The sequence below is a fragment of the Caloramator sp. Dgby_cultured_2 genome, assembly GCF_028872215.1.
In the GTDB taxonomy this organism is placed as follows: Bacteria; Bacillota; Clostridia; order Clostridiales; family Caloramatoraceae; genus Caloramator; species Caloramator australicus.
Window position 1 is genome coordinate 1,711,887 of record NZ_CP118396.1, and the last position, 13,407, is coordinate 1,725,293.

General features: G+C 32.3%; 20 protein-coding genes and 4 pseudogenes. 1 reads left to right on the forward strand and 23 read right to left on the reverse strand.

Translation table 11 applies throughout. The features are described 5' to 3' along the window. Window positions 1–18: 18 nt before the first annotated feature. From PWK10_RS11900 to PWK10_RS11945, 10 genes and pseudogenes are all read right to left on the reverse strand, one after another. Entirely contained in the window at window positions 19–309 is a 291-nt protein-coding gene (locus PWK10_RS11900; RefSeq protein WP_274766180.1) for a hypothetical protein, read from the reverse strand. Then, window positions 252–866 carry a 3'-5' exonuclease gene (locus tag PWK10_RS11905; RefSeq protein ID WP_342455783.1) on the reverse strand — a complete coding sequence of 205 codons (615 nt, stop codon included), beginning with the start codon at window positions 864–866 and terminating at the stop codon, window positions 252–254. The genes PWK10_RS11900 and PWK10_RS11905 overlap by 58 nt, the downstream gene beginning before the upstream one ends. After that, the gene (locus PWK10_RS11910) at window positions 773–1,798 is read right to left on the reverse strand and encodes a 3'-5' exonuclease (protein ID WP_274766181.1); all 1,026 of its coding nucleotides are present in this window, start codon (window positions 1,796–1,798) and stop codon (window positions 773–775) included. Before PWK10_RS11910 ends, PWK10_RS11905 begins: the two co-directional genes overlap by 94 nt. Window positions 1,799–1,911: 113 nt before the next feature. Continuing rightward, the gene (locus tag PWK10_RS11915; RefSeq protein ID WP_274766182.1) at window positions 1,912–2,280 is read right to left on the reverse strand and encodes a hypothetical protein; all 369 of its coding nucleotides are present in this window, start codon (window positions 2,278–2,280) and stop codon (window positions 1,912–1,914) included. A gap of 116 nt (window positions 2,281–2,396) precedes the next feature. After that, window positions 2,397–3,275, reverse strand: a pseudogene (locus tag PWK10_RS11920) (ATP-dependent helicase); the annotation flags it as partial. 74 nt (window positions 3,276–3,349) lie between these two features. Beyond that, window positions 3,350–4,083, reverse strand: a pseudogene (locus tag PWK10_RS11925) (pseudouridine synthase). A gap of 76 nt (window positions 4,084–4,159) precedes the next feature. Beyond that, on the reverse strand, window positions 4,160–4,768 hold the full coding sequence (locus PWK10_RS11930) for a hypothetical protein (protein WP_274766183.1): 609 nt from the start codon (window positions 4,766–4,768) through the stop codon (window positions 4,160–4,162). 168 nt (window positions 4,769–4,936) lie between these two features. Continuing rightward, window positions 4,937–5,191, reverse strand: a complete 255-nt coding sequence (locus PWK10_RS11935) for a patatin-like phospholipase family protein (RefSeq protein WP_274766184.1) — start codon at window positions 5,189–5,191, stop codon at window positions 4,937–4,939. Then, complete coding sequence (locus tag PWK10_RS11940) at window positions 5,185–5,514, reverse strand: patatin-like phospholipase family protein (RefSeq protein WP_274766185.1); 330 nt, start codon at window positions 5,512–5,514, stop codon at window positions 5,185–5,187. Before PWK10_RS11940 ends, PWK10_RS11935 begins: the two co-directional genes overlap by 7 nt. Before the next feature lie 126 nt (window positions 5,515–5,640). Further along, window positions 5,641–6,162: a lytic transglycosylase domain-containing protein gene (locus PWK10_RS11945; protein ID WP_274766186.1), complete on the reverse strand. Its 522-nt coding sequence runs from the start codon at window positions 6,160–6,162 to the stop codon at window positions 5,641–5,643. A 145-nt stretch (window positions 6,163–6,307) separates the two neighbouring features. On the opposite strand from PWK10_RS11945, the gene PWK10_RS11950 reads away from it, so the two are divergent. Beyond that, complete coding sequence (locus PWK10_RS11950; RefSeq protein ID WP_274766187.1) at window positions 6,308–6,535, forward strand: hypothetical protein; 228 nt, start codon at window positions 6,308–6,310, stop codon at window positions 6,533–6,535. 131 nt (window positions 6,536–6,666) lie between these two features. Here the strand turns inward: PWK10_RS11950 and PWK10_RS11955 are convergent, their stop codons facing one another. From PWK10_RS11955 to PWK10_RS12010, 13 genes and pseudogenes are all read right to left on the reverse strand, one after another. Next, the gene (locus PWK10_RS11955; RefSeq protein WP_274766188.1) at window positions 6,667–7,020 is read right to left on the reverse strand and encodes a hypothetical protein; all 354 of its coding nucleotides are present in this window, start codon (window positions 7,018–7,020) and stop codon (window positions 6,667–6,669) included. A 19-nt stretch (window positions 7,021–7,039) separates the two neighbouring features. Continuing rightward, entirely contained in the window at window positions 7,040–7,699 is a 660-nt protein-coding gene (locus PWK10_RS11960; protein WP_274766189.1) for a Gfo/Idh/MocA family protein, read from the reverse strand. Window positions 7,700–7,836: 137 nt separating this feature from the next. Further along, the gene (locus PWK10_RS11965) at window positions 7,837–8,274 is read right to left on the reverse strand and encodes a sugar phosphate isomerase/epimerase family protein (RefSeq protein ID WP_274766190.1); all 438 of its coding nucleotides are present in this window, start codon (window positions 8,272–8,274) and stop codon (window positions 7,837–7,839) included. 468 nt (window positions 8,275–8,742) lie between these two features. Next, on the reverse strand, window positions 8,743–9,582 hold the full coding sequence (locus PWK10_RS11975; protein ID WP_274766191.1) for an ABC transporter permease: 840 nt from the start codon (window positions 9,580–9,582) through the stop codon (window positions 8,743–8,745). A 235-nt stretch (window positions 9,583–9,817) separates the two neighbouring features. After that, window positions 9,818–9,928: pseudogene (locus PWK10_RS19940) on the reverse strand (hypothetical protein); the annotation flags it as partial. Between the two features lie 37 nt (window positions 9,929–9,965). Next, the gene (locus PWK10_RS11980; RefSeq protein WP_274766192.1) at window positions 9,966–10,190 is read right to left on the reverse strand and encodes a hypothetical protein; all 225 of its coding nucleotides are present in this window, start codon (window positions 10,188–10,190) and stop codon (window positions 9,966–9,968) included. Window positions 10,191–10,203: 13 nt separating this feature from the next. After that, on the reverse strand, window positions 10,204–10,866 hold the full coding sequence (locus PWK10_RS11985; RefSeq protein ID WP_342455784.1) for an ATP-binding cassette domain-containing protein: 663 nt from the start codon (window positions 10,864–10,866) through the stop codon (window positions 10,204–10,206). Continuing rightward, window positions 10,830–10,976, reverse strand: a pseudogene (locus tag PWK10_RS19945) (ATP-binding cassette domain-containing protein); the annotation flags it as partial. The pseudogene PWK10_RS19945 and the gene PWK10_RS11985, both read right to left, overlap by 37 nt. Window positions 10,977–11,112: 136 nt before the next feature. After that, a complete protein-coding gene (locus PWK10_RS11990) occupies window positions 11,113–11,868 on the reverse strand; it encodes a substrate-binding domain-containing protein (RefSeq protein WP_342455785.1) in 756 nt (251 codons plus the stop codon). Beyond that, window positions 11,862–12,071, reverse strand: a complete 210-nt coding sequence (locus PWK10_RS11995) for a hypothetical protein (RefSeq protein WP_274766194.1) — start codon at window positions 12,069–12,071, stop codon at window positions 11,862–11,864. Before PWK10_RS11995 ends, PWK10_RS11990 begins: the two co-directional genes overlap by 7 nt. Then, window positions 12,068–12,400 (reverse strand): substrate-binding domain-containing protein, encoded by a 333-nt coding sequence (locus tag PWK10_RS12000; RefSeq protein ID WP_342455786.1) that lies wholly within the window; start codon window positions 12,398–12,400, stop codon window positions 12,068–12,070. Before PWK10_RS12000 ends, PWK10_RS11995 begins: the two co-directional genes overlap by 4 nt. Beyond that, on the reverse strand, window positions 12,361–12,564 hold the full coding sequence (locus tag PWK10_RS12005; RefSeq protein ID WP_274766195.1) for a hypothetical protein: 204 nt from the start codon (window positions 12,562–12,564) through the stop codon (window positions 12,361–12,363). The genes PWK10_RS12000 and PWK10_RS12005 overlap by 40 nt, the downstream gene beginning before the upstream one ends. Continuing rightward, a complete protein-coding gene (locus tag PWK10_RS12010) occupies window positions 12,546–13,085 on the reverse strand; it encodes a LacI family DNA-binding transcriptional regulator (protein WP_274766196.1) in 540 nt (179 codons plus the stop codon). The genes PWK10_RS12005 and PWK10_RS12010 overlap by 19 nt, the downstream gene beginning before the upstream one ends. Window positions 13,086–13,407: the final 322 nt, after the last annotated feature.

Consider the following 13,407-nt stretch of genomic DNA (forward strand, 5'->3'; position numbering starts at 1 on the left):
TCCTCCATCCTATCCCTCCTAAACAACCTCAAGGGGTGCTGTTGATAAAAGTAAAGTTTTAACTCCTGCCTTTTCAAAGCTAACTGTAACCTGAAGATCTCCTTTAGAATCCTTTATGGCAATCACGATTCCAATTCCAAATATCTTATGCTTTACCCTATCGCCAAGCTTAACTTGAATATTATTTTTCTTTTTAGGCTCCTCAATTTTTACTTTGCTATCAACAGTATAGGCAAGCTGAGTCTTAGGCTTTAGGTCTTCATAGATAAACCTTGATGGCTTTGATGTCTTTCTCGATAAATCCTCCAAAGGTCCTCTGGAATTTCATCTATAAAGGAGGATACCGGATTAAAGGATGTCCTTCCAAAAATTAACCTCTGTTTTGCACATGTAAGATACAATATTTCCTTTGCCCTTGTAATTCCAACATAGCAAAGTCTTCTTTCTTCCTCCATTTCATCATCGTCCTCAAGGGCTGAAAAATGAGGGAATATTCCATCCTCCATGCCGGCTATAAATACAACTGGAAACTCAAGCCCCTTTGCTGCATGCAGTGTCATCAATGTCACTGATGTTTTTCCTTCTATTGTATCTTGGTCTGATACAAGGGATATCCTTTCAAGATAAGCCTCAAGGGTTTTTTCCTCCGAAGTTTGTTCAAATTCAACTGCAGATGAATAAAGTTCCTTTAGGTTTTCAATTCTTGCATCCGCCTCAGGGGAGCCCTCCCTTTGAAGCTCATCTAGATATCCTGTTTTTTCAAGGATTTCGTTTATAAGTTCTGAAACCTTAATTTGATTTTTATGCTTATAAAGTAATTCATCAGGGACGTAAACTTTCTTATTGCCGACTCTGCCCTTCCTGATATTCCAACTAAAGCTAAATTATTAAGGGCATCAAAGAAGGATATGGACATCCTTTCTGCTGCCTGCCTTATTTTATCTAAAGTAGCATCCCCAATGCCCCTTTTGGGTGTATTTATAATCCTTTCAAGGCTCAGGGTATCCTGTGGATTGTTTATAAATTTTAAATAGGAAATGATATCCTTAATTTCCTTTCTGTCGTAGAACTTAAAGGCACCAACAACCCTATAGGGGATTCCCTGCCTTACAAAGGCCTCTTCTAAAATACGTGACATAGCGTTGGTTCTATAAAGAACAGCAAAATCCCTATGGGAATAACCGTCCCTCAAGAGCTTTTCAACCTCATAGGCTATAAACTTTGCCTCTTCTTGATCTGTTTCCGCCCTGAAAAACTTTATATTATCCCCAAGTTTATTCTGCGTCCATAGCCTTTTCGCCTTTCTGTTTTCATTGTTTGCAATGACATAGTTTGCTGCTTCAAGTATCCTCTTGGTGCATCTATAGTTTTGCTCTAATTTAACAACTTTAGCCTCAGGAAAGTCCTTTTCAAAATCTAAGATGTTTCTAATATCAGCCCCACGCCATCCATAAATTGAGTTATGAACGACTACATCGCTACATACATACTGTCTTAAATGCTCCACCGATAAATCAAAAACAAAGCCTTTATATTCTTCAAATTCTACTTCCTCTATTATGTCCTCTACAATTTTGTTCCCTTCCCTTACTGCAATTGACATTGTAGGCCTTAAGTGGGCAAATGGCATAAACCTAAAGGCTTCGTTCTCTGTAAGCCTTGCTCTTCTTAGGACCTCAAAGTAGCTATCCTCCTTTTGAATACTCTTAACATAATCCTCCGCTTCATCGTATTCCTTTCGTGCTGTTTCTATTCTCCATGTTTCTCTTTTGCCATTCCTTACCGGGAATCCCTTCACCTTAAATTTTTCTCTTAAATCATCTCCTGTTGTGTTAAGTGATATCCTGTGTCCATGATAACCTTCTTTATAGAACCTATACTCAGAGAAGAAGGTCAGGTTTATAATCCTCCTTACAGAGTTTCCCTAATAACAGCATTAGGAATATGATGAGGATATTCTTCAAATATAAAATTTTCCTCCATAAGCTTTGCTGCTCTTTCGTGTGTATCTATTTTTTCATAAAGCTCATCGACTTGTTCTTGAGTCATAGCTATTTTTCTTCCAATAGTATTGAATACTGTTGTTGGGATTCCATATTTTATTGAAAAGTATTGCTCAAAGAAGGAAGCCTCCGTTTTATCCTTACAAATCCTAAGTATCCAAACCTTATCGGCATGTTCCTGATTAATCCTTACCATAAGTCCATTTACTATTTCTCCATCCCTTGAGCGAACCCCTTGGGTTTGACCTATTCTATAGCCCTTTCCTTTTTTATACATTAAATATACATAGTAAATTCCCTGACTTGGGTTTATCTTTGCAAAGGTAATGTGGTTAGGAGTTGCTTTAATTGTTTTTCCGCCCTTTGTTTTAACCTTTACAACTACTCCTTCATATTCCTTTTAATAATCTTATTTACAATACCAAAGGTAGTCTTCCCAAAACCTGCAGCAGAAAGAACCCTATCCCCTTCCTTTATATTTTCAATTTCTACAAATCCATTTTCCGTTGAAACCCTTTGACCTTCTATGAGGCACTGATCATCATCTCCTACAACACAAAGGTTTCTGTGCTCCTTTGCAAGAAGATTTACAAGCTCATACTGAGCCCTGTTGGTATCCTGATACTCGTCAACAAGAATATATTTAAACTTCTTTTGATAATGTTTTAAAACATCTTCGTGATTTTTAAAAAGCTCAATTGTCTTAAAAATAATATCATCAAAATCAAGGGCATTATTTATTTTAAGTTTCCTTTGATATAAGGAATATATTTCAGCTATTTTTTGCTTCTAAAGTCATTACTCATCCTCAAATATTCTTTTGGATCAATTAACTGATCCTTTAAGCTTCCTATTTTGCCTAGCATCTCCTTTGGAGGATATACCTTTTCGCTAAGATTAAGCTCCTTTAAAACCTGTTTTATTATCTTTTCCTGGTCAGATGTATCGTATATTACAAAATTTTTGCCATAACCTAATCTTTCTATATCGTTTCTAAGTATCCTTACACAGGCTGAATGGAAGGTGCTAATCCACATGTGCTGGGCCTTATCCCCAACAAGGGACATTACCCTTTCCTTCATCTCATCTGCAGCCTTATTTGTAAATGTTATGGCAAGTATTGAATAAGGGCTAACTCCCTTTCTATTAAATATGCTATCCTATAGGTTAAAACCCTTGTTTTACCAGAACCTGCCCCTGCCAAAATCAAAAGGGGCCTTCTGTTGTAGTTACCGCCTCATATTGTTCCTTATTTAACTTGCTAAGATCCAGCATCTTTTCCACCTCTAAAACAAAATTCCTTAATATTATATCATTCCCCATAAATCATTGACAACAAAGTAGAGCTACTCCTTGGACCTCACAGCCTCCCTTAAGAGCTCAACTTCCTCATCCGTCAGCTCCCTATACTCGCCTAATTCTAAATCTTCATCAAGCTTTAATGGGCCAAATTCTATTCTTTTTAAATATATAACTTTTTTACCAACCGCCTCAAACATCCTTTTTACCTGATGATACTTTCCTTCATATATAACAAGCTCAATTTCAGAAACTTCGCCTGAAACTAAAATTTCAAGATCTGAAGGCAAAGTCCTATAACCATCGTCAAGGACTACCCCTTTTTAAACTTTTTAACATCATCTTCAGTTACCCTTCCTAAAACCTTTGCGTAGTATTTCTTTGGAACGTGTCTTTTGGGGGATAAAAGAAAATGATTAAGTTCACCGTCGTTGGTTAAAATCAAGAGCCCCTCAGTATCCTTATCAAGCCTTCCAACTGGTGATGGGGAAAACACCTTGTATTCATCGTCTATAAGATCAAGGACGGTTTTTTCAACATCATCGTATGTAGCCGTAATTACCCCTTTAGGCTTATTGAGCATAAGATATATAAATTCTCTGTAAAATACTTTTTCACCATCAACTAAAATTTCATCCTTTTGAGGGTCCACATGGATGGAGCTATCCTTTACTAATTTTCCATTCACTTCAACAAGTCCATCCTTTACCATCATCTTAACTTCTTTTCTTGTTCCATATCCTAAATTTGAAAGTATCTTATCAAGCCTTTCTCTTTTCATGCTATCTCCTCCACCATTTTCATTAATATGATTTTAACCTCAAAAAGAAAAAGGCAATTCCAAAGGAACTGCCAAACTAATCCACCGCCTTTTCCCTTCGAACATTCTCCCTCTCAAGCAATAGGGCAATTAGCATATTTGATATTGCAATCTTTGGAAAGGCCATAGCAATGAATCTTCTCATCCTTTTTACCTTTTCATCCTTTTCTTCTATATTAGCATCATAGGATATTAAATATTTTTTATCAAAGGCATTTTTCAAAAGCTCCTTGTCAAATTCAAGTTGAGTCCTTGCAAGTAAAAGCCTATTTATCCATGGCATATTTTCTTTATAGTTTTCGCTTTCTATAATTTTATTATATTCTTCTAATATTCTCTCGGATAGTTCCTTTAGGGTATAAACCCTTTTTCTTTCTATTCCAAGCTGCTCTGCTGCTATTTCAAGCATCGCAGGAAAAACTCCCTCTAAAGAAAGTTTTCCATTTGAATACTGCTGAATAGTCCTTATAATCTTATCCAAAATAATTTTATTTGCTGCACTTTTTCTAACACCTATATCAAGGCCTAAAAAGGCATACATCCTTTTTAGATAATTTATGTCAAGGCTTTTTATAAATTCCTTTCCCTCTTCAAAGTCCTTGTTTGGAATAAAGTAGTATTTGTGTCCTTTTAATTTTCCAAACACCCTTAAAGTATCAAGATAACCCAGTTCAATATTTTCCTTTGACCTTTCTCCATCGAATTCTAATGTCCCCCAAGATCCTCAGAGTTCTTTATCTCGATTATATTAATTCCCTTTTATTTACCCTTTTGACAAATCCAACTCCTGAAATATCAACAGTTATTATGTTTTTTATATCCTTTTTAACATTAAGCTCAAAGGAATATTATCATAAATTCCACCATCTATAAACTTTTTATTGTCTATCTCGTGGGGTTTAAAGGCTGGAAAACAAGCACTTGCAAGAAGATAATCAACAAGCTTTCCCTCAGGAATTTCATCCTTAAAAACCTCAACGGGTTTAAAATCCGTAAGGGAGAAGGTAACTATTCCAAGGTCTATTGGGGATTTTCTTATCTTTTCCTCATCTATTACTTTATTTAGCATCTCCTTAAGGGGGAAACATCAAGTCCTCCGTTGGTTATTAAATTTTTTATGGTATTTATAATAGGTATAGTCTTTCTACTGCCTTCCCCAGCTACCACAATTTCCTTTTCAACATTTATTACATTTTCTATGCTTATCGTAGTCCAAAGTTCATAAGCAACATCAAAATCTCCTTGAACTATTATGGCACCATTTAGAGCACCAACAGAAGTCCCTGTGACAGCCTTTATAGGGACATCAAGTTCCCTAAGGGCCTTCCAAACACCTATTTCATATGCCCCTTTGGCCCCTCCACCTCCAAGGACCAGACCAAAACCATCCATATTCCATCCCCCTCTTTAAGGCTTAAACCCTTTCTTCAATAGATTTATATTTCTCGTAATATTTCATAACCTTCTTAACATAATTTACAGCCTCATCAGGCATTTTATTTATCTCTTCTACTGTATCTACGCCTCTTTTTGCATCCTTCCAATTCCACCGTTATATGCAGCAAGGGCAAGATATTTATTGCCGTTAAATCTATTTATAAGCCCCTTTAGATATTTAACTCCGCCTTCAATATTCTCAACAGGATCAAAGGGATTAACCCCAAGGGATTCCGCCGTCTTAGGCATTAGCTGCATAAGGCCTATTGCACCTGCCCTTGATATGGCATTTGGATTAAAACCTGACTCCTGCTTAATAACTGCCTTAATGAGGGCCTCCTCAACCCCAAATTTTCTCGAGGCCTCTTTAATGGCCGCTTCAATCGAGATCCCCTTTTGTAAACCTTCTATTTCTCCTTCAAAATCTTCATTTGATGTATTTTTATTCATATCTTCATTTGTTTTTACGCCCTCTTGATTTAAACTTGACTTTAAAATATTCTCTAAAACTGTTTGAAAGAGCATTTGCCCTTCAATGCTAGTCGACGCTGTCCCTTGCATAATATAAAGCTGTAAAAGTTTTGCAACATCATCTACTCTCACGGCTACCACCTCGACTTTATTATAGCACATTGTTTTTGTTTTTTTACTTATTTTTTCTGTATTTTTTCCCAAAAATCACACAAAATAATATAAAAATTTTTATATTTTTACATTATTTTATTCCAAAATCAAAAAGGGTGATAAAATGACCTGCCCAAGGAAAAAGGATGTAGATCTTCAAAACATCGACGATAAAGAGCTTGATATTTACACTCCCGACGGACTTGATTATCCAATAATAGAAAAAACAAACAATGCCCTTTTATGGCCCGACTCACCTAAAAGCGGCATAGACATCGAAGACTTTTTAGATGAAACAAACGTCCCCGAACACCCAAACAAGCCCCTAAAAGACATGGATATACCATTTTAATATTAATGCCAATATCCAAACCGGATATTGGCAAATAATTATATTTCCAAATATTTTGTTTCATTTAATTTATATAATACTTAGGTTACTTAAACTAAAAAAATGTTTCCTTATCCTGAAAATTTTATATTTCAAACAATTTTAATTTTATTGCCTGTCCTAGCAGATTCCATGGCTTTTATAATTACTTTTAATGCAGCTACACCATCATATACTGTTGCAAATGGCTTGCTTCCTTTTATTATACAATTTACAAATTCATCTATAACTCCACTTTTTGTTTGATTTTCATTTGTCTGAATTGAGTCTAATCGATAATAAACTTTTTCTTTGCCTTTATCAATAATTATTGGAAATTCTGGATTATCATATATTTTTAAAATACCTTTTTGGCAATATAAAATAGTATTATTGTCTTCATCTCCATAATATGTCCAACTAAAAGTTCCAGTTCCTAAGACTCCTTTTTTGTCTTCAGAAGACATATAAAATTATCACATACCTCTATCGGATTGTTAAATTCATCTTTTTGTCCAAAACAGCCTCAAATGCAAAAACTTCATCAAATTCATCATCAAGAATGTATCTTAAAAGATCAATTTTATGAATACCTAAATCAGCTGCAACTCCAAGAACGGACCTATTCTTTTTGAAAAACCATGTAGAATTGCCTTTAGTTGCACTCCAATATTCAGGTCCTTTATGACCAAAGGTAGTGGAAAATGTTAATACCTTCCCTAATTCACCTGTTTTCAATATTTCCTTAGCCTTTTTATGTGCATCTGCAAGTCTTTGATTATAATCTACCATAAAAATTTTATTAGATTTCTCAACGGCATTTAAAATTTTTTCCGCATCCTCCAATGTTGTGGCTATTGGTTTTTCACATAAAACATGTTTACCATGATTTAAAGCTTCAGTTGAAACCAGAACATGAGTTTCATTTGAAGTGCAATCACTAATTGCATTAATGGTTTCATCCTTCATTATTTCTTCTAAATTTAAATATACTTTACCCCCAAACTTTTTGGCAAGCTTTTCTGCCCTTTCATAATGTTTATCGTAAAATCCTGCAATTACTACATTAGGATTTTCATAGTATTCGGGTGCATGTCTAAATTCGGCAATTGATCCACAGCCTATTATAGCAACCTTTATTGACATATTAATCACCCCATTAATTTTGATAAAAATTCGTATCCTAAAATTAAACCTTGCTTTATTTTATCTAGACTTCCTTCATACTCTGGGTCTTCATGTTCAATACTGATAGCTCCTTTGTATCCTATTTTTTAATTATTTCAAAAATGCGTGCCAATCAATTTCGCCTTTACCTGGCATCTTATATGTGAATAAGCCTGTATCCCATTCATTTTTTTATTGATTTGTTTACCATAGATTCCATAATATTTTTCAATGCCTTCTCTATTTACAATTACATCCTTGGCATGAATATGAAATATTTTGTCTTTATATTTTTCTAATGCATACAAATAATTTATATTTAACCATAATAGATGTGATGGGTCAAAATTCAGACCAAGTTCAGGAAAAATTTCAAACATTTTATCCCAAAGCTCCGGTGAGTAAGAAATAGTTCCTGCAAATCCATCTTTATTCCAACCAGGCATTGGGCAATTCTCTATCATAATCTTTACATTTTTATAACTTGCATATTTTAATATCTCAGAAAAAACCCTTTCAAATTCTTTAAAATTTTCTTCGATTGTAATATTCATACTTCTACCTGTAAATGTTCCAACAAGCTCAACACCAAGAAGATTTGCTGCATCAATTACCTTTTAAGATGATTTATATAATTATTTCGAATAGTTAAATCTTCATGAAGATTATTATCATAATATGCAAGGGATGAGATTGTCATATTATTTTCGGCTAAAACTTCCTGTAATCTTTTTGCTTTTTCCTCATTAAAATTTTCAACATCGATGTCAGTTCCAGAATAATCTCTTGTATTATTATATGGCCAACACGATACTTCTATGGTATCAAACCCTATTTTACTTGCCCACTTTATCTTTTCTTCTAGTGGGATGCTTCCTAGGCAGCCACTTAAAAACCTAACTTCATACTACCCCTCCTATTCTTTTTCTGAATTAGAACCGCAACAATAATAATTACACCCTTAACAAGTCCTTGAAGATATGGTGAAATATTCATTAGATTCAATGTGTTGTTTAAAATACCTAAAATAAGAACTCCAAAAAAGTTCCTAATATTTTGCCTTTACCGCCAGACATTCTTGTCCCACCAATAATTACAGCTGCTATAGCGTCAAGTTCATATGAAACACCAGAACTTGCTGATGAGATTGAATTTAACCTTGAAGATTCAATAATTGATGAAATTGAAACCAATGTTGAACATAATGCATAAATAATAATTTTGACCTTGTCTACATTAATGGCTGAAAGTAGAGCTGCTTTTTCATTACTACCTATAGATATCGTATATCTTCCAAATGCAGTATCTTGTAGTAGTAAATTTATTATAATTGTTAAAGCAATAAATATTATTATTGGATAAGCTATTCCAAATATTTCACCATTTGATAATTTAGTAAAAGAGTATATATTTCCAGATATACTTCCACCTTTATTTATGTAAAGTGACAGTGAGCGTAAAGCTGCCATCATACCTAGAGTTGAAATAAATGGTGCAATTTTACCCTTTGTAATTAAAAAACCATTAATTAATCCTATAAGTGCACCTAATAAAAGAGCAACTAATATCGATAATAAAATACTATTTGTCTTATTTAAAGTTAATATACATAAAGTTCCTATAAATGCAAGAGCAGAACCTACAGATAAATCAATTCCGCCTGATATAATAACTAAAGTCATCCCCAAAGAAATTATACCTATTATTGAAACTTGTCTTAATATATTTATTAAATTTCTCATACTCATAAAACTATTATTTGCTAATGATGCAAATAGAAAAATAATTATAAAAGCAAAAATAATACTATATTCGCTTAAGATATACTCGAACTTTTTTCTTATAAAATTATTTATCACCATCATCACCTCTTATTACCCCTGTTGCATATTTCATTATTATTTCTTCATTTGCCTGATTTCTATTAAGGATTCCCACTATTTCTCCATGATACATTACAAAAATTCTATCACAAATTTTTAGCACTTCTTGGGGTTCAGGGGTAGAAATTATTATTCCCTTTCCATTCCTAGCTAAATTGGCAATTATTTCATATATTTCTGCCTTTGCGCCTACATCTATTCCTTGAGTTGGATTATCAAAAATTATTATTTCTGCATTTGCTTCAAGCCATCTTGCTATAATAACTTTTTGTTGATTACCACCGCTTAAATTTATTATTTTACTGTTTATATCATCAACTTTAATGTTAAATTTTTTATGTTATTAACACTTATTTGTTTTTCTAACTTTTTATTAATAAATAATCCTTTTTTATATTTTTTAACGAACTTATAGTTATGTTCTGAATAACCGACATATCTTTAATAATAGCATTTTCTTTTCTATTTTTGGGAATATAGGCTATATTTTCAGAAAAAGCTTTTTGTGGACATGTAATTTCTACAAGTTTACCTTTAACAAATATTTCACCATTGTATCTTTTGATACCAAATATGCTTTCAAACAATTCACTTCTACCATCACCTAAAAGCCCAGTAAATCCTAATATTTCCCCTCAGTAGTTTAAAATTTATGTTTTTATAAAATTTTTTACAAGATAGATTTTTACCTCTAAAACTATTTCCATGGATTGCCCCTGGATAAAAAATTTTTTCTGATATTTCTTTACCTACCATAAGTTTTGTTATCAAATTCTCGTCTATGCACTTAATATCGCCAAAACCGGTAACCAATCCATCCTTTAACACAGTATAACTATCACAAATTTCAAATACTTCCTTTAACTTATGGGATATAAAAATGATTGATACACCTTTATTTTTTAAGGCTATCATTATTTTAAAAAGATTTTTTATTTCTATATCAGTTAAAGAAGTAGTGGGTTCGTCCATTATTATTAATTTTGCCTCATATAATATTGCTTTAGCTATTTCAACAATTTGCTTTGATGATATATCAAGATCTCTTACATAATATTCTGCATCGATATCAACATTTAGTAAATTTAGGACATCTTTAGTTTTTTTAATCATTTCATTTACCTTAAGAAAGCCAAACTTATTTTTAATTTCCTTTCCTAAAAACAGATTTTCATATACCTTTAAATCATTAATCAAATTTAGCTCTTGATGAATAAAGCTAATGCCTAAATGACTTGCAAGTTTCGGAGTAATAAATTGAATTTTTTCCCTTCAAAATAAATTTCACCATCATCCTGAGATAATACACCACCTAAAATGTTCATTAGAGTTGATTTTCCCGCACCATTTTCTCCTACTAAAGCGTGAATTTCTCCTTTTTTACATAAAGATCTACGCCTTTTAAAGCCTTTGTATTATTAAAAGATTTCTTTATTCCCTTCATTTGGAGTATATAATCCTGCATATATTCACCTCTTTTTAAAATACTTCGGGCAAAGGCCCGAAGTATTAATAATTAGCGTTAGGATCATAATATTGATCAACATTTTCTTTAGTTACCTGGGTAGCTTCCAATACCTTTATTTTATCAGTAGGCTTGTTTCCTTTCACTATATCAATTGCCCATCTAACACCATCTTTTACCATTAAAGGTGAATATATAAATGTCGCTTGCATTAATGGATCGCCATCCTTAATCAATTTATATACATCTTTATGACCACCTGCACCTGTTACAACCTTTATATCATTTCTTTTTGCTTCCTTTATTGCTTGTAAAACTCCAAGAGCCATTTCATCATCATGGGTATATACTGCATCTATATGTGGGTTTGCTTGAAGTATATTTTGCATTACATATAATGATTTTTCCTTTTGAAAATCCCCAGATTGACTTGCTATAATTTCAATATCAGGATAATCCTTTAATGCTTCTCTAAATCCTTCACTTCTTAGTGTTGTTACTGAGCATGGAACACCAGTTATTTCCACAACTTTTCCTTTACCATTAAGAACTTTAGCGATATACTTACCTGCATTGATTCCTATTCCTTTATTGTCGCCTTTAACTAATGCTGTAAAATTGTCGCTTAATATTTCTCTGTCAACTACAACTAAAGGTATATTAGCCTTAATTATCTTTTCTGCAACAGGTGTTAATGCTGCTGATTCGATAGGTAGCATTACAATAGCATCCACCTTTTTAGTTATTAAATCTTCAATGTCACTAGTTTGTTTATTAGGATTATCTGCTGTAGTTATAATGTATTCGACCCCTGGGCCTTTGCTTCGTCTTCAGCATTTTTTATTATTGCACCAAGCCATCCATGATCTGCTGCTGGGAATGACATACCTAGAACTATTTTTTTAGTAGAAACATCCGTCGTAGTTTTTTTATTACATCCTATAAATAAAGAAAAAATTAAAGTTAAAACGATTAGCCAGGAAATCCAACTAAATTTTTTCATAAAACCCCCACCTTTATAATATTTTTATATTTTTTAGTAGACTCCCTTATAACTAACTGATGTTTTAATAAAATATTTTCCGGAATAAAATTTGGATCTTTAATTCTTTTGATGATCAATTTTGCTGCTTGTTGACCAAGTTCATACATTGGTTGTGCTATAGTTGTTAATGTTGGAGTAACCATAGTCGAAATTTCTATATCGTCAAAGCCTATAATGGAAATATCACTTGGTATACTGTATCCCAATTCTTTAACTCCCTTTATAGCACCAAGGGCTAATATATCTGCTACAGCAAAAATTCCGTCGACTTTTTCTTTAGATAAAATTCTTTTACTGCATCATATCCATTTTGAAATCCTATTCCTGCACAAATTATTAGATCATCTTTAATAGTTATGTTGTTATCCCTTAATGCTTGTAAATATCCCTCCTTTCTAAGGCGAGCATATAGATATTTTTCGTTAGAATTTATTAATGCAATTTTTTGCATCCCAAACTTATTAAATAATGCGTAGCATCATAAGCTGCCCTAAAATTATCTATGGAAACATAAGGAATCTTGATGTTGCTGTTATACTCGCTACATTGAATTATAGGATAATTCTTACTAAGTTCTAAAAAGAAATCCTTATCCTGAATCGGATTCATAGATATAATGCCATCTGCTAATTTTTGATTTATTAGGTTTAAATATATACGTTCCCTTTCCCTATCAGAATCAGTGCTACAAAGAAGGATATTATATTCATTCTTTATAGCAACATCTTCAATTCCTTTTAATATCTTTGAGTAAAAAGGGTTTGAAATACTCGGCAACAAAGCTAAAATAATTCTACTTTCTGATTTTCTTAAATTTCTTCCCAATAGGTTGGGTCTATAATTTAACTTTTCTATAGCCATCTTTACAGACATTCTTTTCTCTTCTGAAACATATCCATTATTATTTAAAACTCTAGAAACAGTTGCAACCGAAACTTTTGCTTCTTTTGCAACATCATAAATTGTGGTCATAATCTTCCCTCTTTCTGTAATCGATTTCATACATGTTATAAAAATAAATCTAAAATATACATCTTAATTAAATAATAAACTTAATTAAAAATATGTAATCGATTTCATATTTATTAAAATAAAAATTTTTATATGTAATTTAATCTAGAATATTAACAATTTTTATTTTGTATATATTAACGTTTATTACCAATTTTTATAATTATTATAGAATATTTTTTTCTAATTTCAATAGTATTTTTCAGAAAATTTTGTAAAATATATAACAATAAAAAACGATTCTAATTTTCACATATAAGATTGAATCAGATGGTTTTAAATA